The organism is Pseudomonas mendocina (genome assembly GCA_037482215.1).
GTDB classification, from domain to species: domain Bacteria; phylum Pseudomonadota; class Gammaproteobacteria; order Pseudomonadales; family Pseudomonadaceae; genus Aquipseudomonas; species Aquipseudomonas mendocina_E.
The window spans coordinates 1,816,502-1,835,780 of record CP148074.1; the positions used below are offsets into that span (position 1 = coordinate 1,816,502).

The 19,279-nt window shown below is 57.6% G+C and carries 15 protein-coding genes and 1 pseudogene; 9 read left to right on the forward strand and 7 right to left on the reverse strand.

The window, feature by feature from the left end:
• Nucleotides 1-14: 14 nt before the first annotated feature.
• Together WG219_08230 and WG219_08235 are read right to left on the reverse strand one after the other, a co-directional pair.
• Nucleotides 15-869, reverse strand: coding sequence for an ABC transporter ATP-binding protein (locus WG219_08230; protein WXL27430.1), 855 nt, complete (start codon nucleotides 867-869; stop codon nucleotides 15-17).
• The gene (locus tag WG219_08235; protein WXL27431.1) at nucleotides 866-2,458 is read right to left on the reverse strand and encodes an ABC transporter permease; all 1,593 of its coding nucleotides are present in this window, start codon (nucleotides 2,456-2,458) and stop codon (nucleotides 866-868) included. Before WG219_08235 ends, WG219_08230 begins: the two co-directional genes overlap by 4 nt.
• A gap of 321 nt (nucleotides 2,459-2,779) precedes the next feature.
• On the opposite strand from WG219_08235, the pseudogene WG219_08240 reads away from it, so the two are divergent.
• A pseudogene (locus tag WG219_08240) lies at nucleotides 2,780-3,854 on the forward strand (ABC transporter substrate-binding protein).
• Nucleotides 3,855-3,922: 68 nt separating this feature from the next.
• On the opposite strand, the gene WG219_08245 reads toward WG219_08240, so the two are convergent.
• The gene (locus WG219_08245; protein WXL27432.1) at nucleotides 3,923-5,320 is read right to left on the reverse strand and encodes a formylglycine-generating enzyme family protein; all 1,398 of its coding nucleotides are present in this window, start codon (nucleotides 5,318-5,320) and stop codon (nucleotides 3,923-3,925) included.
• Nucleotides 5,321-5,595: 275 nt separating this feature from the next.
• Entirely contained in the window at nucleotides 5,596-6,519 is a 924-nt protein-coding gene (locus WG219_08250) for a LysR family transcriptional regulator (GenBank protein WXL27433.1), read from the reverse strand.
• Nucleotides 6,520-6,962: 443 nt separating this feature from the next.
• On the opposite strand from WG219_08250, the gene WG219_08255 reads away from it, so the two are divergent.
• The 6 genes from WG219_08255 to WG219_08280 all read left to right on the forward strand — a co-directional run bounded on the left by WG219_08255 (nucleotide 6,963) and on the right by WG219_08280 (nucleotide 13,574).
• On the forward strand, nucleotides 6,963-9,302 hold the full coding sequence (locus WG219_08255) for a TonB-dependent receptor (protein WXL27969.1): 2,340 nt from the start codon (nucleotides 6,963-6,965) through the stop codon (nucleotides 9,300-9,302).
• Between the two features lie 23 nt (nucleotides 9,303-9,325).
• A complete protein-coding gene (locus tag WG219_08260) occupies nucleotides 9,326-10,222 on the forward strand; it encodes a TauD/TfdA family dioxygenase (GenBank protein WXL27434.1) in 897 nt (298 codons plus the stop codon).
• A gap of 63 nt (nucleotides 10,223-10,285) precedes the next feature.
• On the forward strand, nucleotides 10,286-11,179 hold the full coding sequence (locus WG219_08265; protein WXL27970.1) for a TauD/TfdA family dioxygenase: 894 nt from the start codon (nucleotides 10,286-10,288) through the stop codon (nucleotides 11,177-11,179).
• A gap of 366 nt (nucleotides 11,180-11,545) precedes the next feature.
• Nucleotides 11,546-12,358 (forward strand): energy transducer TonB, encoded by an 813-nt coding sequence (locus WG219_08270; GenBank protein ID WXL27435.1) that lies wholly within the window; start codon nucleotides 11,546-11,548, stop codon nucleotides 12,356-12,358.
• Nucleotides 12,359-12,445: 87 nt separating this feature from the next.
• Nucleotides 12,446-13,171 carry a MotA/TolQ/ExbB proton channel family protein gene (locus WG219_08275; protein WXL27436.1) on the forward strand — a complete coding sequence of 242 codons (726 nt, stop codon included), beginning with the start codon at nucleotides 12,446-12,448 and terminating at the stop codon, nucleotides 13,169-13,171.
• A gap of 1 nt (nucleotide 13,172) precedes the next feature.
• On the forward strand, nucleotides 13,173-13,574 hold the full coding sequence (locus WG219_08280; GenBank protein WXL27437.1) for a biopolymer transporter ExbD: 402 nt from the start codon (nucleotides 13,173-13,175) through the stop codon (nucleotides 13,572-13,574).
• A gap of 58 nt (nucleotides 13,575-13,632) precedes the next feature.
• On the opposite strand, the gene WG219_08285 is transcribed toward WG219_08280, so the two are convergent.
• Entirely contained in the window at nucleotides 13,633-14,799 is a 1,167-nt protein-coding gene (locus tag WG219_08285) for an MFS transporter (protein WXL27438.1), read from the reverse strand.
• Between the two features lie 259 nt (nucleotides 14,800-15,058).
• On the opposite strand from WG219_08285, the gene WG219_08290 reads away from it, so the two are divergent.
• On the forward strand, nucleotides 15,059-15,571 hold the full coding sequence (locus tag WG219_08290) for a rhodanese-like domain-containing protein (GenBank protein ID WXL27439.1): 513 nt from the start codon (nucleotides 15,059-15,061) through the stop codon (nucleotides 15,569-15,571).
• Between the two features lie 77 nt (nucleotides 15,572-15,648).
• Nucleotides 15,649-16,617, forward strand: coding sequence for a serine O-acetyltransferase EpsC (gene epsC, locus WG219_08295; protein ID WXL27440.1), 969 nt, complete (start codon nucleotides 15,649-15,651; stop codon nucleotides 16,615-16,617).
• A 106-nt stretch (nucleotides 16,618-16,723) separates the two neighbouring features.
• Here epsC and WG219_08300 read toward each other — a convergent pair whose 3' ends face one another.
• Entirely contained in the window at nucleotides 16,724-18,307 is a 1,584-nt protein-coding gene (locus WG219_08300; protein ID WXL27441.1) for a rhodanese-related sulfurtransferase, read from the reverse strand.
• On the reverse strand, nucleotides 18,304-18,909 hold the full coding sequence (locus tag WG219_08305) for a cysteine dioxygenase (GenBank protein WXL27442.1): 606 nt from the start codon (nucleotides 18,907-18,909) through the stop codon (nucleotides 18,304-18,306). Before WG219_08305 ends, WG219_08300 begins: the two co-directional genes overlap by 4 nt.
• Nucleotides 18,910-19,279: the final 370 nt, after the last annotated feature.

The following is a 19,279-nucleotide window of genomic DNA, read 5'->3' on the forward strand; positions in this document are numbered from 1 at the left end:
TTGCCCGGGGTTGATCAATAGGCGATGGATGACAGCGGCAGGTCTTGCACGCGTGGCATCGGTGGGCGGTAGTCACCATCACCGGTCAGTTCGTGCAGCAGTTCTTCACGCAGTTGCAAAAACTCGTAGCTACCGCGATTTCGTGGGTGCTCCAGATCCACCTCGACGATGCGTTTGATCCGTCCCGGACGCGGTGCCAGTACCACCACGCGGTCAGCGAGAAAGATGGCTTCTTCCACATCATGGGTGACCAGCAAAGTGGTGATTCCTGCTCGGGCGCGGATGGCCAGCAGCTCTTCCTGCATCTGTTGTCGGGTTAAGGCGTCGAGGGCACCGAAGGGTTCATCTAGCAGCAAAATGCGTGGGCTGGCGACCAGACCACGGGCAATTGCTACACGCTGCGCCATGCCACCAGAGAGCTGGTGCGGGTAAGCGCGCTGGAAGCCGTCGAGGCCGACCAGATGAATAAATTCATCGACTTTGCGGAAGCGTTCAGCCTGGGTCAGCGGGTCATTGATCAGGCCAAGCTTGATGTTCTGTTCCACCGTCAACCAAGGGAACAGACGGTGTTCCTGAAAGACAATACCGCGCTCGCTGCCGATGCCGTTGATCTGCTGCCCATCAACGCGGATGTGCCCGCCGTACTCGCGGTCCAGGCCAATCAGCAGACGCAACAGGGTGGACTTGCCGCAGCCGCTGGAACCCAGAATGGCGATGGATTCGCCTTCGGTAATGTCCAGGCTGAATTCGCGGATGGCCTCCAGCGATCCATCTTCCACGGCAAAGTGCTTGCTGACCCGATCAAAGCTGACGATGGTTTTTGTTGCCGGGGAGTATTCACCCGGCGTGGGGAAGGTCAGGCTGTTCATGCATTTCTCCAGCGCGAGGCGCGCGCTTCAAGGCGTTGTCCGAGGGCGTTGAGCAGGGCACCAGTGAGGCCGATCAGCAGCATGCTGGCCATCACCTGATCCATGCGGAAAAGCTGTTGCGCACCGATCATCAGGCTGGCGATACCGCCGTTGGACGGCATGAAGTATTCGGCGCCGATGGTGCCCAGCCAGGCGTAGATCAGCGCCAGGCGCAGGCCTGCAAAAATGGCAGGTGCGGCACCGGGCAGAACAACGCGCAGTAAATGCTGGTGCCGGTCCAGCCGCAGTACGCGACTGGCTTCGTTGAGTTGTGGCGATAGGTTGGCAATACCGCGCTGGCTGGCAATCAGCAGCGGGAAGAAAGTGGCCAGACTGATAAAGGACAGCTTGCCGAGCTCGCCCAGACCAAACCAAGCCGTCAGCAGCGGAACCCAGGCGAAGATCGCAATCTGCTGTAAAGCCGACAGGGTGCCGCCAAACAGGCGTTCAGCTGGCCGCCACAGCCCGAGTACAAGACCAGACACTAGTCCCAATGCACCACCAATCAGCAGGCCGCCCAGTGCGCGGGACAGGCTGCGCAGCATAGCGTCAACAAGAGAACCGTCGCGCAGGCCTTCCCAGCCAGCCTGTAGCACCTGTAACGGCGCTGCGAGGATGTTGCTGTCGATCAACTTGAGTTGCACAACGGCCTGCCAGAGAACCACCAGTGCGACTGGCAATAGCCAAGGCTGAACACGTTGCCAGCCTTGTCCAATGGGCTGACGCTGGAATGCCGCAGTGGCCGGGTGTGGCCAGTACACCAGGCGCTTGTCCAGCCAGTTGATGCCTGTGCTGAATAGCGCGCCGAACACACCGATGACCAGAATGCAGACAAACACGATATCCAGCATAAACAGCTGACGGCCCCAGACCATCAGGTAACCCAAACCTTCACTGGAGGCCAGCAACTCGGCCGCCAGCAAAGAGGCCCAGCCAGTGGCCAGGGCCAAGCGCAGGCCAGCCATAAATGATGGCAATGCTGCTGGAATGGTGAGGCGAAACACCTGCTGGACAGGGGAAAGGCGCAGCACCGCAGCCGCTTCACGTAAACGCGGCTGAGCATCACGTACGCCGACTAAGGTATGGATGGTGATCGGCACGATGATCGCCTTAATTAGCACCACCAGTTTTAGCGCCTCGCCAATACCAAACAGCAGCATAAAGAGAGGAATCCACGCCAGCGTGGGGATTTGTGCCAGTGCTGCGAATGTCGGGTAAATCAGGCGTTCGGCCAGCTTACTGCTGCCCAGCAGCGCGCCCAGCAGCAGGCCGCTTACTACGCCGCCAGCCAGTCCTAAGGCGAGGCGTTGCAGGCTGATGCTCAGGTGCATCCACAGCTCGCCTTGGCCAAGTTCCAGCAGGCTGGCCCACACCAGTGCCGGGCTGGGTAAAACTTGTTCGCTCATCCAATGCCAGTGGCTGGCAGCCAGCCATAAGGCAAACAGGGCTAGCGGGACTAGCCAAGGTAAAAAGCGTTGTGGGGAAACTGGCTTGGCCGCACGCAAATGTGCTGTCAGCGCAAGTCGTCCGAGTTGACTCGCCGTGCTCATCAGAAGGCCCTCCTGCGGGCGCTGGAAGGGCATTTTCCGGGCTTAGATGAAAAGATGATTATTGGCATATAAAACTTCATATAAATGCATTTAAGCGATAAGAGAGCCCATTTAAAGGACCTTTCCTGTAATCACTCCAATGCCTTTTATGAATATTTTTTATGCCGGATGCGCATTGTGCCGCTAAGCAGCGCCGGTGCTCTTTTATGTTTTTATGGTATTAAAAAATAATCTTTTATTATTTTATTGCTCTTAAACCTTGTGCTTATTGTCTGCCCGTCAAAGCCATCCGGCGTCTTGCGAGCACAGGGAAATACATCAATGAAAAGTCGTTTTGTGCGTGTTTTTGGGGCGCTCGCTGCCCCTGTACTGGTGGAGGTGCTCACCGCGTATGGTCAACTGGCAAGCGCTGCCGAGCTGCCTAAAGAGATTCGTATCGCAGTACCAGACCTCAGTGTGGGTAATAAGCCCACAGGTGGAGGGGGCGTGGATGTGCTGACTACACAGAAGATCTTTGAAGAGGAGTTCGCCGCAGACGGCATCAAGGTACAGTGGAATTTCTTCAAAGGTGCAGGCCCGGTGATCAATGAGGCGCTGGCCAACGGTCAGATTGATTTCGCCTACCTGGGCGATCTGGCGGCCATCATCGGCAAGGCCAACGGCCTCGACACTCGCTTGCTAAGTGCTAGTGCACGCAACATCAAATACTACTTGGGCGTTGTGCCGGGCTCTGGCATCAAGACGTTGAGCGACCTCAAAGGCAAGCGCGTAGCGATTTTTAAAGGGACAGCTAACCAGCTTTGACACAGCGCTGGCCACTGAGGGGCTGAAAGAGCGTGATCTGCAAGTGATCAATCTGGATACCAATGCGGCCGGAGCGGCCTTGGCGGCTAAACAGATTGACGCGACCTGGGGCATCTTCGACCTGATTGCCCTTAACGCAAAAGGCTTGGCCGAGCTGCCACTCAATACCGATAACCTCAATGGCGAGGGCAGTGCGCTGACGGTCTTGCTGGGCACCGGTAAGTTTGTGGATCAGTACCCAGAGGTTACCGCGCGCCTGCTTAAGGTCCAGCAAAAGGCGGTGAACTGGTTACGTGATGAACAGAACCGCGCGGGTTATCTGCAGGACGTCACTGAACGCGCCGGTTACCCGGCAGGCCTGCTGGAGAAAAGCTACGGTGATGGCAAGTTCGCTGACCTCTTCGACCCACACCTTGATCAGGCATTCCTCGACCGTCTGCAAAAGGGCGTCAATATCGCGGCCGAACAGCGTCTGATTCGCAAAGGCTTCCAGGTTAAAGACTGGGTGCAGAGCGAGTTTCTGGATGCAGCGCTGAAAGCACAGGCAGCCCCTGCTGCGGTTGAGTCTGTACCGACTCAGGCCAGCCGCTGAGTGTGAGTGAGCGATATAAGACGGAGAGCCCATATGGCTCTCCGTTTTTATTTGCATCTGCTTTCCGGTTACAGATCCCTGGCCAGACGGAAACCCCACATAAACGAGCGAGCCTGGGAGGATAGGTAAGCGTTGCGGTAAGCCACCCTGACATTCGCTGTGTTGTAAGACCAGGCCCCGCCGCGCAGTACACCAAAACGGCACAGACCACCGTTTTCCTCACCCCAGCGACTGCCATCTATAGGTGCCGACTCATAGCCGTAGTGCCAGCAGTCATCGACCCATTCGCGGGCGTTGGCCAGCATATCGTGCAGGCCAAAGCGATTAGGCTGGTAGCTGGCTACCGGGGCAGTACTGACAGCCGAGTCTGTGCACTCGAAACGGGAGAAACCATAACGGTATTGCGCGTCACTGGTTTGGTCGTAGACGTTGGCATAGCTGCAGGCATCGTCACGGTTATTGCCCCAGAAAAAGGTGGTCTGGGTGCCTGCGCGGGTGGCGTATTCCCATTCCGTTTCGGTTGGAAGGCGGTAGTGTTGCCCGGTTTTTTTTGACAGCCACTTGGCATAGGCCCTGGCGTCTTCAACTCGAACACAGACAACTGGGTGGTCGTCAGTCTGGGCAAACCCCGGGTGCTCGTAGGTGACGCCCGGCGTGAACGTCAGCGTTGCCGTAGTGCCTCCCGTTACAGACGGTGGGGACAGCGTAGTGCAACCGTCCGGTAGGCTGTGGCCGGTTTCTTTTACAAACTGGCGAAAGGCGCCGAGCGTGACCTCTGTGCTGGATAGCGCGAAGGGTTTGATGACAAAGGCCAGGTGTTGCGGACGCTCCCAAGGGATCACCACCGGGTTGACGCGTTCATTGACAGCCTCGGCCTCACTGCCACCCATGATGAAGTTGCCGGGCGGGATAACCACCAGCGCCTGACAGAAACTCTCGGCGCAGTCCCTGATGGTCTGGCCAGGCTGTGGGTGACTGACAGGAACCAGTGTTTCAGCCCGGAGCACTTTATACATATCCGGATAGTCGCCCGTCTCAATAGTCTTGCTGGCCCAGAGAATGGTTGCACGCCACTCCTGCAGCATCTGGTTCAGCCGGTTAACACGCTCCAGACTCACGCTGCTGTTGTCGTAGTCAGGGGCTGTACAGCGCTCGCGTAGGTAAGTGATTTCTTCTGTTAAGGACTCCAGTTTGTCGCTGAGGTCGCGCTTGAGAAAACGGATATAGGCTTTGCTGTGTGAATTGTGCGAACTGTCTGACTTCACCGCGTCGACGGCGAGTTGGGTGCGCCTGAGAACTTGATCGTAAGTACTGGAGCATTGCTCAAGGGATGTCCAGACCATGGCATCCGCGAGGGAGTGCAGTGCTGGCGTAACCCCCGAATTATCGGCTGAGGCGGAGGTAGTAAGTAGCCAAGCAAAAAACAGCGCAACAAGCATGGGTGGAGAACATTTTGATCCGATCATCTGTAACTCCATAGCCGTCCGGATTTCAGGAGTAATCCTTCCCCTGAAGGCGAGGCACGTCGATGTTGTAGGTATGTCTCAACAGATTAGGGACGCACCGCATTAACGGCAGGAGTAGGTTTGCAGGTTACTGCTCAGCGTTGTGACTGACGTGCAGGGCCTGTTCCAGAGCGGTTTGCGCGGGTTTTGATCCGCTTGACAGACACAAGTTTCAGCCGTGTGGCAGCGCAAAAAAGGACGTCATCAAGGCAGATGACATCTCAGTGTTATTCAGCTTAAGCGGCTCTGAATTGATCCACACCCTGATCCAGCTTCACCAGCAATTCAATCATCGCGTTGGCCGCCGGAGATAGCCGGTAACCGGCGCGGCTGACAATGCCGCAATGCGCTTTAAGGCTCTCCAGATCGCTGGGCAAATTGCGCAGGTGCAGCTGTACGAACTCGCCCCGGGCAAGGTACTCAAGCATGGCCTCCTGAGTGCTCAGGCCGATGGTGTTGCTGTTGCGTGCCAACTCCAGCAGAAGAGGGAAGTACTCACATTCAACATGCTGCTCAAGCCGTGTCTTGCCGCTGAGGTTGGCCAACGCTTTATGCACGCCAGCAGGCAGGCGTGAGGCAGCCAGCGGGTAATCGAACAGATCATTGGTGGACTGGCTCTCCTTCTCCAGCAGGGGGTGCCCCGGACGGCAGAAGAACAGGCCGCCACGTGGACGCAGTAGGCGGGTTTGCAGGCTGGGGTCTGATTCGAAGTGGCGCACGTCAGCAATAAAGAATTCGATCTCGTCGCGGTTGAGGCTGCGGCTCAGGCTTTCCCAATTATCGACTTCGATGCGGGTATGGATATGTGGGTAGCGCTGCATGAACTCCAGCAATGCCGTGGGCACAAGCTTGGCCGCCAGGGCGGGGCCGCAGCCGAAGTGCAGTTCGCCCGCATCCAGCTTGGTCATCTGGTTGATCTCGTTGGCCAGGTTGCTGGCGCCGCGTACCAGCGCCAAGGCATGTTGCAGCACCACGCGGCCCTCAGGCGTCGGGCGTAGATCTTTGCTGCCGCGGTCCACCAACTGGCAGCCCAGCTCGTGTTCAAGGCCTTGGATAGACCGGCTGAAGGCTGGCTGGGTGATGCCCATGGCATCCGCTGCACGGACAAAACTGCGGTGTTCAGTCAGGGCTAAAAAGTAGCGCAGTTGGCGTAAGTCCATGATGCATTCCTTGCATTGAAAATATAGGGCGAAGGCATTTGCTGTGGTTTAGGTGCTGGTTTTAAATGCATGCTCTTATTCCGTCAATGTATGTTCTTAAAGATAAGTAGATCTTAATAGAATAAGCATAGAGCGCTGTTAACAGGGGCTAGCCATGACACAAGCAAAGACTCTCAACGCGATTGAAATGACGAGCAATGACACAGCACCGATGTGCTGTATGCAGCGGATTTAAACAGCCCCCGGCTGAACACCTACCTCTACCGAATTCTCAATTTGCGCTCCATCACCTTGAGGTGATGCGGACACCTGTTGCCTGCGATCAGCCGCAGGCTGAATAAAAAGGAACATTGCCAATGCGTCTGAACCGATCATTTATCGATACTCCGTTGTCTCGCTCAATCAGCCGATGGCGATTGCCTAAATCAGACTCAGCCCTGTGCATGCTGCTGTTGTTGGCCTCTCCAAGTTTTGCTTTGGGGCAGGAGCCCACGTCAGCAGACGACTCAACAGAGGCTGTGAACGCAGCGGTCAACCCCAACTCGGTAAAGGCACGTAAGGCCGCGGCTGATGATGTCGCCCTGGGTAAGGTCACCGTAACGGCACGGCGGCGAGTCGAGGATGTACAGGACGTACCGACGCCTATTACAACCCTCAGTGGTGCCACCCTTGAGTCACAGAAAGTCTACCGGGTGCAGGATCTTCAGCAGGTTCTGCCCAGCGTTAACGTAGGCTTTATCCATGCCCGCCAGTCCAGCGTAGCAGTGCGTGGCATTGGTAATAACCCAGCCAGTGATGGCCTGGAGGGCAGTGCCGGTATCTATCTGGACAATATCTATCTGGGGCGTCCTGGCATGGCCGTGTTCGATCTGCTGGATATTGAGCAGCTTGAGTTGCTGCGCGGCCCGCAGGGCACGCTGTTCGGCAAGAACACCACGGCCGGTGTGCTGAATATCAGCACCCGTAAGCCGACCTTCACGCCCGAGCGTAGCTTTGAAATATCAGGCGGCGAAGATGGCTACTTTCAAACCAAAGGCACTATTTCTGGCGGCCTGACCGATACCCTCGCCGGGCGTTTGTCGGCTTACCGCAGCCGCTCTGACGGCTACATCAAAAACACCTACAACGGCCATAAGCTCAATGGCGGTGAGCGCGAAGGTGTGCGCGGCCAACTGCTGTTTGAGCCGAATGATGACTTCAGCCTGCGCTGGATTGCCGATTACAACACTGAAGACTCCAGCAACGGCACCATGGTTGTGTACGGCGCGCCGCAGAGCTACTGGGATCGGGCCGCGCTGGTGGGCGCTTCGCCACACCGAAACCCGGACGATAAGAAGGTCAATCTCGACAGCCGTCAGCATGTCAGCGTGCATCAGGGCGGTACCTCGGTTGAGGCCAACTGGAAGCTGGACGGGGGGTATAACTTCACCTCCATCAGTGGTTATCGGTTCTGGAACTTCACCCCGGCCAACGACGACACCCTGGATGTGTCGGCGATCCGCAACACCGGGGTCGAGGTGCACGACCGGCAGTTCTCCCAAGAATTCCGCCTGGCGTCGCCCACTGGCGGCAAGTTTGACTATGTACTGGGCAGTTACTTCTTCTACCAGAACCTTGGCAACAAAACGTTTTCTGAAATGGGCCCGGAGGCCGACCGCTTCCTGCTACCGGCGGCGGTCAATGGCTTTAATGCGCTGAATAACATCAGCAGCAAAACCAACGGCAAAGTTAAGACCGAAAGCTATGCCCTGTTTGCTCAAGGCACTTGGCATCTGACGGATCGGCTGGACTTCACTGCAGGTGTGCGTGGCACCTATGAAGAGAAACAAGCCAAGGTCCAGCGCTTTGACCCGGTGGGTGGCGCCGATATAACCGGCCCGGGGCTGACTATTCGCAATGCGCAGTCCGGGGCTTATAACTCTGGCGATCTTAGCCTGCACAACGCAGCGCCATCCGGATTGCTCAGCTTGAGTTACCGTTTCACCCCGGACCTGCTGGGTTACGCGTCACTGTCCCACGGTGAAAAATCCGGTGGGGTCAACCTGGCTGTAGCCAGTGCGCCGGTGCTTGGAGCTGATTCGCTGCTGGTGGGCCCGGAGCGTGCCAACGATGCCGAGCTAGGCTTTAAGAGCAGCTGGTTTAGTCAGCGTTTGCTGTTCAGCGCGAACCTGTTCTGGACCGGTATCACCGGTTACCAAGCCACCACCCTGACCCAGAATGGCAGCTCGTTGTTGCCAGTTTCGGTATTGGCCAACGCTGGCAGCGTGCGCTCTCGCGGCGTGGAGTTTGAGGCCACCGCACGACCAATCCGTGGGCTGACCCTGAACGCCAACGGCTCCTTTAACGATGTGACTTACCAATCGTTCAAAAACGCGCCGTGCCCGAGTGAGGTGTCATCGGTAAATCCTAATGCCACGTGCGACCTGACGGGTGAGCGGGTGGTGGGGGCTTCGCGCTGGATCGGCAACCTCAATGGTGAATACAGCTGGAACCTGGATAACGGCCTGCAACCCTACGTCACCGCCGGCTACTCCTATCGCTCGGAGGCCGAGGGCACGCTGGATAACTCCGATCTTTCGAAAATCGACGGTTACGGCTTGCTCAACCTTTCCACTGGGGTGCGTGGCGATCTGGGCGACGGGCAGTTCGATGCCTCGGTCTGGGTCCGTAACGTCACCGACAAGGATTACTACCTGGCGACTTTCGCCTCAACCAATGGCGCTTACATCGCCTCAGTCGGCCAGCTCAGAACTGCTGGCGTTTCCCTGCGTTACGACTTTTAACGACATTATCCGAGGACACCATCATGACCAATCTCGCGCAAAAACTGACCCACGCTCAACTTGAAGTCCACCCGGTAGCTGGCCGTATCGGTGCTGAAATCCGTGGCGTGCAACTATCTGCTGATTTACCTGCCGATGTGGTGGAGGCCATCCAGGCGGCTTTGGTGGAGCACAAAGTCATCTTCTTCCGTGATCAGCATCTGGATGATCAGACACAAGAAGCCTTTGCCAGCTTGCTCGGAGAGCCGATTTCCCATCCAACTGTGCCGGTGCGTGAAGGTACGAACTACCTGCTGGAACTCGACGGTGCCAACGGTCAGCGTGCTAACTCCTGGCATACCGATGTGACCTTTGTGGATGCCTACCCGAAAGCATCCATTCTGCGTTCGGTCGTTGCGCCAGCTGCCGGTGGCGACACCCTCTGGGCTAACACCGCTACGGCTTACAACGATTTACCGGATGAGCTGCGCGAATTGGCTGACAAGCTCTGGGCTGTTCACAGTAACGAGTACGACTATGCCCAGGGCAAGCGCAATACAGATCCAGCGGTGCTGACAGCGTATCGTGCGGTGTTTGTTTCAACCGTATACGAGACGGAACACCCAGTGGTGCGTGTGCATCCGGTCAGTGGTGAGCGCACGCTATTGCTCGGACATTTCGTTAAACGGATTAAGGGTTTCACTCAGGCCGAATCGCAAGGGCTGTTCAACATCCTGCAGAGCTATGTGATCCGCCCGGAAAACACCGTGCGTTGGCGCTGGCGAGCAGGCGATGTGGCGATCTGGGATAACCGCGCCACCCAACATTACGCCGTGGATGACTACGGCACCCAGGATCGCATCGTGCGTCGCGTCACTCTGAGTGGTGATGTACCTGTCAGCATCGACGGCAAACACAGCCGCACCACCAAAAAGCAATAAACCGACAGGCCCGCTGCTCAAGGGCGGCGGGTCATGAGTGCGGAATACGAGGAGGTACTCGCCATGACTTCAACCGTTACGCCGTTGCGCCCCCAACAAGCAGTAGCAGGCCTGCATATTCAGCCTTTGGCAGCACCACTTGGTGCCGAAGTGCATGGCCTCGATGGGCGCCGTGATCTGAAAGCCGAACAAGTACTCAGTCTGAAAAAGGCCTTGCACGAACAGCACATTTTGATTTTTAAGAAGCAGGAACTGGACGACGCACAGTACCTGCGATTCAGCTCCTGGTTCGGCTCGGTCTTTCAGCCGCACCCGGACTTTCCTGTGCTGTCCTCCAATGATGAAGGCCGCGCGCCTGAGATCGTCAAAGTGGCCAACACTGGTGATGGCGAGTTAGGCAACTTGGCCTTGCCTGCCCATAGTGATCACCAGTGGACACCGACCCCGTCCTCCGGCTCATTGCTGTATGCGCTGGAAGTACCGGAAGAGGGCGGCGAAACCCACTTCACCAACCTGGCGCTGGCCTACAGTGCACTGGATGAAGAAACCAAGCGCACCATCGACGGCCTGCGCCTGATCAACTACAACCCCTTCGTGCGCTTAAAGAATGGCTACAGCGGTGGATTTGTCACCTATCGCACACCTGATATCGAACCGATTCAGGGTACCGAACATCCGCTGGTACGCACCCACCCCGACAGCGGCAAGCGCCTGCTGTTTCTAAGCGTGCACACGGAAGTGGAAATCCCCGGCTATGACCCAGAGCAGGGCAGGGCACTGATTGCCCGTCTGCGCGAGCACCTGCAAAACCCGCGCTTCATCTACACCCATAAGTGGGAGGCGGGGGATATCGTCTACTGGGACAACCAGGCCACCCTGCATGGCCGCAATGCGTTTCCTGCCACTCAACGACGGCGGATGAAGCGTATTAGCCTGGCAGGGAGCCGGCCGTTTTAAATCCATCGTCGCGTTGAACAAAAAGGCGGAAGTGCTTCGGTGCTTCCGCCTTTTTTGCTGCGTGAGTGCCTGTTGTTATTCCCGTGAGGCAAGGCGTCCGGCTGTGTAAATACAGCCATCCAGGCTTGTGCGAAGGCTGTTTGCAATGCTGAAGAGGCATTTTTTTAATGCCCTGAGTGCATGGTTTTAAAAAGACTTTAAAAATCAATAAGTTAAAATTTTATATTTCTCAAAGTAATTAATATCTTATTAAAAATTACTTTATGGGCTAAGGCCGTGGGCTAATCATCTACCTCAACGAAGACCTCTAACTCGCAGGTTTGCGGGTAGCAGGGAAGACTGATTTAGACACTCAGGAGTTAGCCGATGGGGCCTTTAGTTAAAGCGGAGCAGGTCAACAATACATTTTGGCAGCAGGCAAGAAGCCCCGCCGATGTGTTTGATCTTGGCGTTCCGTTGCGCCAGGCGCTGGGCTTGCAACGTATAGGTGTGCGTCAGGGCAAGTCGTTGCTCAGCCGCCGTGAGGCCATTTTGCTAGGGGTGCTGGCGCTGACACTGCACGGTGCTGTGCTGTTTTGGTTGAGCCAGCGTGAAGAGCCCGTGCTGCCGGAAGTGCCGGTGCAGATTCCTCCCATGACCATTGAGCTCGCCAGCGCGCCGCCACCACCTGAACCCGTGGCGCCGGTGGTTGAGCCGCCACCACCGCCACCTCCGCCTGTGGTGGATGAACTGGCGGTGAAGAAGCCCGATCCACCTAAGCCGAAACCCAAACCAGAACCCAAGCCGCAGCCAAAACCTGCGCCCAAACCGCAACCCAAGCCTGAGCCGCCGCAACCGGCGCCCAAGACAGAAACACCACCGGCACCGCCTGCACCACCTGCTCCGGCGCCTGTGAAGGAAACACCGCCGTCCGCTCACGCGGGCTACCTGAACAACCCGGCACCGGAGTATCCGGGCCTGGCTCAGCGGCGGGGATGGGAAGGGACGGTGTTGTTGAGGGTGCATGTGCTGGCCAACGGCAAGCCGGGTGAGATTCAGATTCAAAAGAGCAGTGGTCGTGATGCGTTGGATGAGTCGGCACTGCGGGCGGTTAAACGCTGGAGTTTTGTCCCCGCTAAGCGCGGAGACCAGGCAATTGATGGCTGGGTAACCGTGCCGCTGGATTTCCGCCTGCATTGAACACAACGCCAAGGATAGGAATGCCTGAAATCGCTCAGGCAAGAACGTGATAACGGCAACAGCCAATACTGTGTAAGGAGTGACCCCATGAACCTGCTAGTCGATTCCCCTCTGCAATCGGTCGAGCACGCCGTTATCTGGCTGCTGATTGGTTTCTCTGTCGTGACTTGGGGCTTAGCCCTGATCAAAGGCATTCAATTCACCCGCCAGCGCCATCAGGACCGCAAGTTCCAGAAGCAATTCTGGGGCGCGACCAGCCTGGACTCCGCCGCTGAGCTGGGGCACAACCCGTCCGGCTCGGTGGCCCATGTGGCCCAGGCAGGCTTTGCTGCAATCCAAGTGCCGGACGCCAGCCAACCGGGGGACTTGAGCCAGGCCATTAATCATCAGGACCGACTGGAGCGGGCCCTGCGTCAGCAGATTCAGCGAGAGCGCCGCTCTCTGGAGTCAGGCTTGGCGGTGCTGGCGTCGATCGGCTCCACATCGCCATTTATCGGCCTGTTCGGCACGGTGTGGGGCATCATGGAAGCACTCAAAGGCATTAGTGCTGCGGGCAATGCAAGCCTGGAAACAGTCGCAGGTCCAATTGGCGCTGCACTGGTAGCAACCGGCGTTGGGATCGCCGTCGCCGTTCCGGCGGTGCTGGTTTACAACTACTTTCTGCGTCGTCTGAAGCTCACTGCTGCTGATCTGGATGACTTCGCCCACGACTTTTACAGCCTGGCGCAGAAGAGTGCCTTTAAGGTGATCGTGCATCCGGGCAGCAAACGGTCTGCGGTGCAGAACAACCTGAAAGTGCAGGAGGCATCCTGATATGGCCTTCTCAACTCAAGACAGCGATGAAGTGCTGAGCGAGATCAACGTAACCCCGTTGGTGGATGTGATGCTGGTGCTGCTGGTGGTGTTTATCGTCACCGCACCACTGTTGACCAACTCGATCCCGATCAACCTGCCGAAAACCGAGGCGGTTGCCCCGGCTGATCAAAAAGACCCGCTGGTGGTCAGCATCGACAGTGAAGGCCAGCTCTTCATTAATAAAGACCCGATTCAGCCCGAACAACTGGAAAGCAGCCTGATTGACGCCAAAGCCAAAGATGCCGAGATCAAGGTGCAATTACAGGCGGATGACCAAGTCGGCTACGGCATTGTAGCCAAGGCCATGGCATCCATCGAGCGGGCAGGCATCACTAAGCTGGCGGTCATTACTGCCCGTTAAGTGGTTTTAAGGCCGCTCTCTTTAGCAGGGGGAGAGCGGCCTTGTTTTTAAAACCGATTTATTTGCCTTGCGCCGCATGCAGACGTGGCAGCGTCCAAGCTACCGCGATGGTCAAGACCAGTAGCAGAACGCCGAAGACCGGCAAATGCGGCAGGCCCAGTTGGGTGCTTAGCCACAGCCCGCCAAACCAGGCCCCGGCGGCGTTACCCATATTGAATGCGGCATGGCTCAGGGTTGCAGCCAGGCTTGCCGACTCACCGGCTTGTTCCACCAGAATCACCTGCAACGGTGCGGAAATGGCAAAGCTGGCCATCCCCCACAACAACAGACTGGCTAATACCATCAGGCTGCTGTCGGGGAACAGGAATAACCCCAACAGGGCAACAATACTTCCGGTCTGGGCTAGTGGCACTGGATGACGGATTCCCTTATCGGCCAGGCGGCCACCCAGCAGATTGCCCAACGTCAGGCCAATCCCCACTAACAACAGTGCCCAGTTGGTTTTCTCTGCACTGAAACCGCTAACTTCCCGCAGCAGCGGGCTGATGTAAGTGAACACAGCAAACAACGCTACCGACGACAGGCAGCACACCAACAAAGCATGCAGCACAGGCCGCTGTAGGATGCCTTGCCAGCCGCCGCCCTCACTGCGAGTCGGTTTAGGTGTTGCGGGTAGCCACAGGTATTGGGCAATAAACGCCAGCAGGCCAATTCCCGCCACAACAAAGAAGGTCACGCGCCAGTTGGTGCTTTGCCCCAGCCAGGCGCCCAGCGGCACGCCAAGTACGTTGGCGATGGTCAGGCCAGTGATCACCAGAGCCATGGCCGAGGCACGTCGGTGCGGTGGTGCCAGATCGCGGGCCAGCAGGGTCGCACAACCAAAGAAGCCAGCATGGCTGATGGCCGTTAATAGGCGTGCCGCCACCAGCCATTTGTAATCGGGTGCCAACGCGCACGCGAGGTTACCGATGGTGTAAGCCAGCATCAGCAAAATCACCGCTTTGCGCCTGGCGATGCGGTCCAGCAAGGGGCCCAGCAGCGGTGCGCCGATCACCACCCCAAGTGCATAGGCGGTTACCAGCAGCCCTGCATCAGCCAGGGAAACATGCAGATCGGCTGCCAGCTCAGGCAGCAGCCCCATGATGATGAACTCGCTGCTGCCAACAACAAAGCCGCCCATGGCGAGTGCAAACAGGGGGATAGAAAGGATTCTTGCGACTGACATCAGAGGTGGGTCCGGCTCGTAAAGAGCGTGCATTCTAGGCGGTTTGTGTGATGTATGGCGCGGGACTTCGGCGGAAAATTTGCCACTACTCCAGTGGTCAGATTGTCTGAAACGAACAGGCAGTGACTGAGTCGAAATTACGTAGTTGGTTATTTACGTAAAATTTGTAGGTATTTTTTAGTTATATAGCTCGGTGCTTAAAGTGGGCGGCAGTAGTGCTTTAGCCGCTTCGCCCGAGCCTTCTGGCAAGGAACGAAAGATGGATGCCAAGTACCCCTCAATGGATGAGTTGAAACGGCCTGCCAGTCTGCGTGAAGTGCTTACGATGGAGCGTCAGGAGTTATTTACGCGAGCATACGAACGCACCCGCTTATTTCGTGTGTCTTACGCAGGGTTGCTGTATCCCCCTGAGGCTTGGTTGCTCAGTGAGGAAGGGGCGTTGTTACTTGTAGATGTGCGCACGCATGAGGAGCTGAGCATGATCGGGCGTGTGCCAGGGGCACTGCATATCGCCTGGCAGACGGGTGTGCAAATGGTTCACAATCCACGCTTCATTGAGGAGCTGGATATTCTCGCCGGCCGGGAAACCGCCGTCGGTTTATTCTGTCGCAGTGGTAAGCGTTCTTCCGCAGCAGCGGAAGCCGCCGCTGAAGCAGGCTTTACCCGGGTATTCAATGTCATAGAAGGATTTGAAGGGTGCCGGGATGCCGAGCATCAGCAAAGCCAATATGGCGGCTGGAGGCATTGGCGCCTGCCTTGGCTACAGGATTAACCTACAAGCGTCGGTTATGTCGTTCCACTGTTGTGCATAACGTGCTGTGCCACAACGCTGTCGAGTCAGGAAATATCATGTCTGAGAAGCTAAATGATCCTCGTGGGGGGATTGCCGGGTCTAATCCGGTCAACTGGCAGCTGGGCCAAGTCGTTGATGAGCTGCGAGCGGTACGTGCTGAATGGCGTAGCAGCACCGGACGTGCTCGCGAACTGGGCGGTCGGGAATTACCGTCCCCCGGTGCTATTGCGCAAGTCATCAAAGACCTGACGGGTGCCTTGTTCCCCATGCGCCTTGGCCCGCACGAACTGCGTGAAGAGAGCGAAGATTTTTACGTCGGCCATACCCTGGATACAGCACTGAACAACTTGCTGGCTCAGGTGCGTCTGGAACTGCGTTACATCGCCCGCCTGCGCGGCGAAACCGGGCAGGACCTGGAGCAGCGCGCCGTGCGGATCGTTCGTGAGTTTGCTGCCGGCCTGCCGGAGCTGCGCCGCAGCCTCGATCTGGATGTGATCGCCGCCTACAACGGCGACCCGGCTGCACGTACGGTGGATGAGGTGCTGTTGTGCTATCCCGGCATCATTGCCGTGATTCATCACCGCATCGCCCACTACCTGTACAAGGCTGATCTGACCTTGCTGGCGCGGATCATCTCCGAGCTGGCGCATTCGGCCACCGGGATTGATATCCACCCCGGCGCGCAGATCGGCAAGAGCTTCTTTATCGACCACGGCACCGGCGTGGTGATCGGGGAGACTGCGATCATTGGCGACCATGTAAGGATTTATCAGGCGGTGACGCTGGGCGCAAAACGCTTCACCTCCGATGAAAACGGCAACCTGCACAAAGGTGAGCCGCGCCATCCGATTGTTGAGGATGATGTGGTGATCTACGCCGGTGCGACCATTCTCGGCCGTATCACCATCGGCAAAGGGTCGGTCATTGGCGGCAACGTCTGGCTGACCCGCAGCGTTCCGGCAGGCAGCAACATCAGCCAGGCCAACGCGCAGCAGTGCGATAACGTTATCAATCCTGGTGGATAAACCGCAGCGCGGTCTTATCACACCCAGCAGGATCGGCGCTGCGTAGGGTGGATGGTCGAAGCCATCCACCAGGGTTTTTAACGTCGCTACAGGCTTTTGACCTGTCTCAAATCACGTAAAACCCGTGTGTGCCATCGCGGCCAAGCTGCTCGACCAAACCGAACTCCCAGTCCAGATAACCCTGCATGGCTTCACGCGGGTTATCCGTGCCTTCATAAGGACGGCGATAGCGATCTGTGCGCGGCACGGCCAAGCGCTGCTCACCTGCTTCCACGGGCAGGCCCGCTGCAACCCAGGCTGCCGTACCGCCTTCCAGCACGAACACCGGTTTGCCGGTCAGATCGCTCAACTCACTCACGACAAATCGAGCCAGCAGGCTGCTGCCACAGGTCAGCACATAGCGTTCAGCTACCGGAATCTTCTCCAGTGCTTGCGGCAGCTGTGATCGGATTGCCCACCAAGCGCCGGGAATATGCCGGGCAACGTGGTTGGCGCTGGTGGTGAAATCCAGCAGCTGTGTGTTGCCTTCATTCAGCCAGGTACTCAGCGTGGCCGGGCTGATGGCTTGCGGCTGAGGTTGCTCAGGCAGTGGCGCAGGCCATGGGCCGCGTGCGGTGAAATCGGCATCACGGAGACCATCCAGCACGTACACCTCCCAGCCCATTTGCGCGAGCCATGAGCCGCTCATGTTGGCGCGCACGCCGTCGGTATCCGCCAGCACAATTCGAGCACCGCGTACGCTGGCGAAATGGTCAGTCTCTTGCACCAGTTGGCCGCCCGGTGTCGAGCGGGAGCCGGGCAGGTGAGCGGCTTCATATTCTTCCGGCGTGCGCACGTCGAACAGGTACGTGGTGCGCTTGCTCTCGGCCTGCCAGCGTTTCAGGTCATCCAGCGTGGCACGGCCTACGCGGGCCTTGTCGGCCACAGCGCGGGCGGAGGCCGCAGCGCTTGCACGGGTCTCTTCACTGACTTCAGCGAAGCGGCGCGACTGGTCGTGTTCAAGCTGTTGCCCGGCCAGCGTCCAGCCAATGGTGCCGTTGCGCAGGGCGGAAATCGGGTTGGGCAGTTCAGCGTTTACCAGCGACTGGGTGCCGATAATGCTGCGCGTGCGGCCTGCGCAATTGACGATGATGCGGGTGCTCGGGTTGGGCGCCAGCTCGCGGGCACGCAACACCAGCTCAGCCCCCGGCACGCTGATACCGGTGGGGATGCTCATGGTCTGGTATTCATCAAAACGGCGGGCGTCCAGCACCACCACATCGGCCTTGGCATCCAGCAGCGCTTTGACTTCTTCTGCTGCCAGCGACGGCGTGTGACGCACACTTTCCACCAGCTCGCCAAAGGCCTTGCTCGGCACATTCACATCGCGAAACAGCTCGCCACCGGCCTCACGCCAGCCGGTCAGGCCACCCTCAAGCAGCGCCACATCGGTATAGCCAAGTTTGCTCAGGCGTTTTGCTGCTTCTGCCGCCAGCCCTTCGCCGTCGTCATAGACCGTTACAGGTGTGTCGCGACGCGGCACGCGGGCATAAATCTCAAGCTCCAGCCGCGACAGCGAAATGTTCGCTGCAAACAGCGGATGTTCTTCAGCGAAGGGCGCTTCTTCACGTACATCAATCAGGGCCAATTCTTCTTTATTCAGCAAAGCCTGCCGAATGCTGGCGTAGGAGCGTGTGGCGAGTTGGCTCATGTGATGTTCTCTTTCGACAGATCCCACAGATTGGGAAGGAGGAGGTTGGAGTAACCGGAGATAAAGGGTTTTTCGCTGCCGTCTTCGGCATACACCGCACGCCGTACGGCGCCGATATTGCCACCGTAGACATGAATGCTGATGGAGGTCTGATCGCTGAAAGCGTTGCTCACCCGGTGGATATCACCAACGTTGGGTGACACCGCCTCCACCTGGCCAGGCTCAAGGCGAATGGCCGGGCCGTCAGGTTGCAGGCCGCCATCGGTCTGGCGGCTGAAATTCTGCGACAGCTCGGCTCCGCGCAGCATGCCGATCAAGCCCCAAACGCGGTGATCATGCACCGGCGTCTGCTGCCCTGGCCCCCAGACAAAACTGACCACCGAAAAGCGCTGGCGCGAGTCGCAGTGCAGCAGGTATTGCTGATAGCGCTGTGGGTCAGGCTGAGCGAACTCCGCAGGTAGCCAGTCATCATGGCTGACCAGTTGGCGCAGGAGATCGGCACCCTGTTCGAGGATGGCGGGCTCATCCGGCTGCTGATCCAGCAGTCTGGCCAAACCGTCGATAAAGGTACGCAGGCGGTGCAAATTCAAAGGTGTGCTCATTGTAGTTTTCCAGTGCCAATGGCCAGATAGAAGTCAGTGTCGAACGCCGGGCTTAATGCTTAGCTACCTGAGTTGCCAGGTAAATTGCACTTTAAGACAGGTTCAGCAATGACTCGTTGGCATTGGTTGTTTGCGCGGTACATGGTGATGATTACTCATATTCCGATATGTGACCGCAGTTGACTTATGCATGCCGGATTTTTCGGCACCCTGCAGGGCCCATCGGCCTATTTGATGAAGTTACCAGTGAGCGCTTTGGAGAAGTAGCTCAGGCTTAATGAGCCGCGAGTCCGTAGGGTCGTGTAAGCCCGCAAAGCGGGTTACCCACCATGATTTCTTCATTCGGTAACTTTGCTGGCCTTATACACCG

Coding starts and splice junctions, on each gene's coding strand:
- WG219_08300 (WXL27441.1), bottom strand. CDS start 18,307: ATGAGCCAACTCGCCACACGCTCCTACGCCAGCATTCGGCAGGCTTTG.
- WG219_08280 (WXL27437.1), top strand. CDS start 13,173: ATGGCCTTCTCAACTCAAGACAGCGATGAAGTGCTGAGCGAGATCAAC.
- WG219_08265 (WXL27970.1), top strand. CDS start 10,286: ATGACTTCAACCGTTACGCCGTTGCGCCCCCAACAAGCAGTAGCAGGC.
- WG219_08260 (WXL27434.1), top strand. CDS start 9,326: ATGACCAATCTCGCGCAAAAACTGACCCACGCTCAACTTGAAGTCCAC.
- WG219_08235 (WXL27431.1), bottom strand. CDS start 2,458: ATGAGCACGGCGAGTCAACTCGGACGACTTGCGCTGACAGCACATTTG.
- WG219_08255 (WXL27969.1), top strand. CDS start 6,963: ATGCTGCTGTTGTTGGCCTCTCCAAGTTTTGCTTTGGGGCAGGAGCCC.
- WG219_08275 (WXL27436.1), top strand. CDS start 12,446: ATGAACCTGCTAGTCGATTCCCCTCTGCAATCGGTCGAGCACGCCGTT.
- WG219_08250 (WXL27433.1), bottom strand. CDS start 6,519: ATGGACTTACGCCAACTGCGCTACTTTTTAGCCCTGACTGAACACCGC.
- WG219_08290 (WXL27439.1), top strand. CDS start 15,059: ATGGATGCCAAGTACCCCTCAATGGATGAGTTGAAACGGCCTGCCAGT.
- epsC (WXL27440.1), top strand. CDS start 15,649: ATGTCTGAGAAGCTAAATGATCCTCGTGGGGGGATTGCCGGGTCTAAT.
- WG219_08230 (WXL27430.1), bottom strand. CDS start 869: ATGAACAGCCTGACCTTCCCCACGCCGGGTGAATACTCCCCGGCAACA.
- WG219_08270 (WXL27435.1), top strand. CDS start 11,546: ATGGGGCCTTTAGTTAAAGCGGAGCAGGTCAACAATACATTTTGGCAG.
- WG219_08285 (WXL27438.1), bottom strand. CDS start 14,799: ATGTCAGTCGCAAGAATCCTTTCTATCCCCCTGTTTGCACTCGCCATG.
- WG219_08305 (WXL27442.1), bottom strand. CDS start 18,909: ATGAGCACACCTTTGAATTTGCACCGCCTGCGTACCTTTATCGACGGT.
- WG219_08245 (WXL27432.1), bottom strand. CDS start 5,320: ATGATCGGATCAAAATGTTCTCCACCCATGCTTGTTGCGCTGTTTTTT.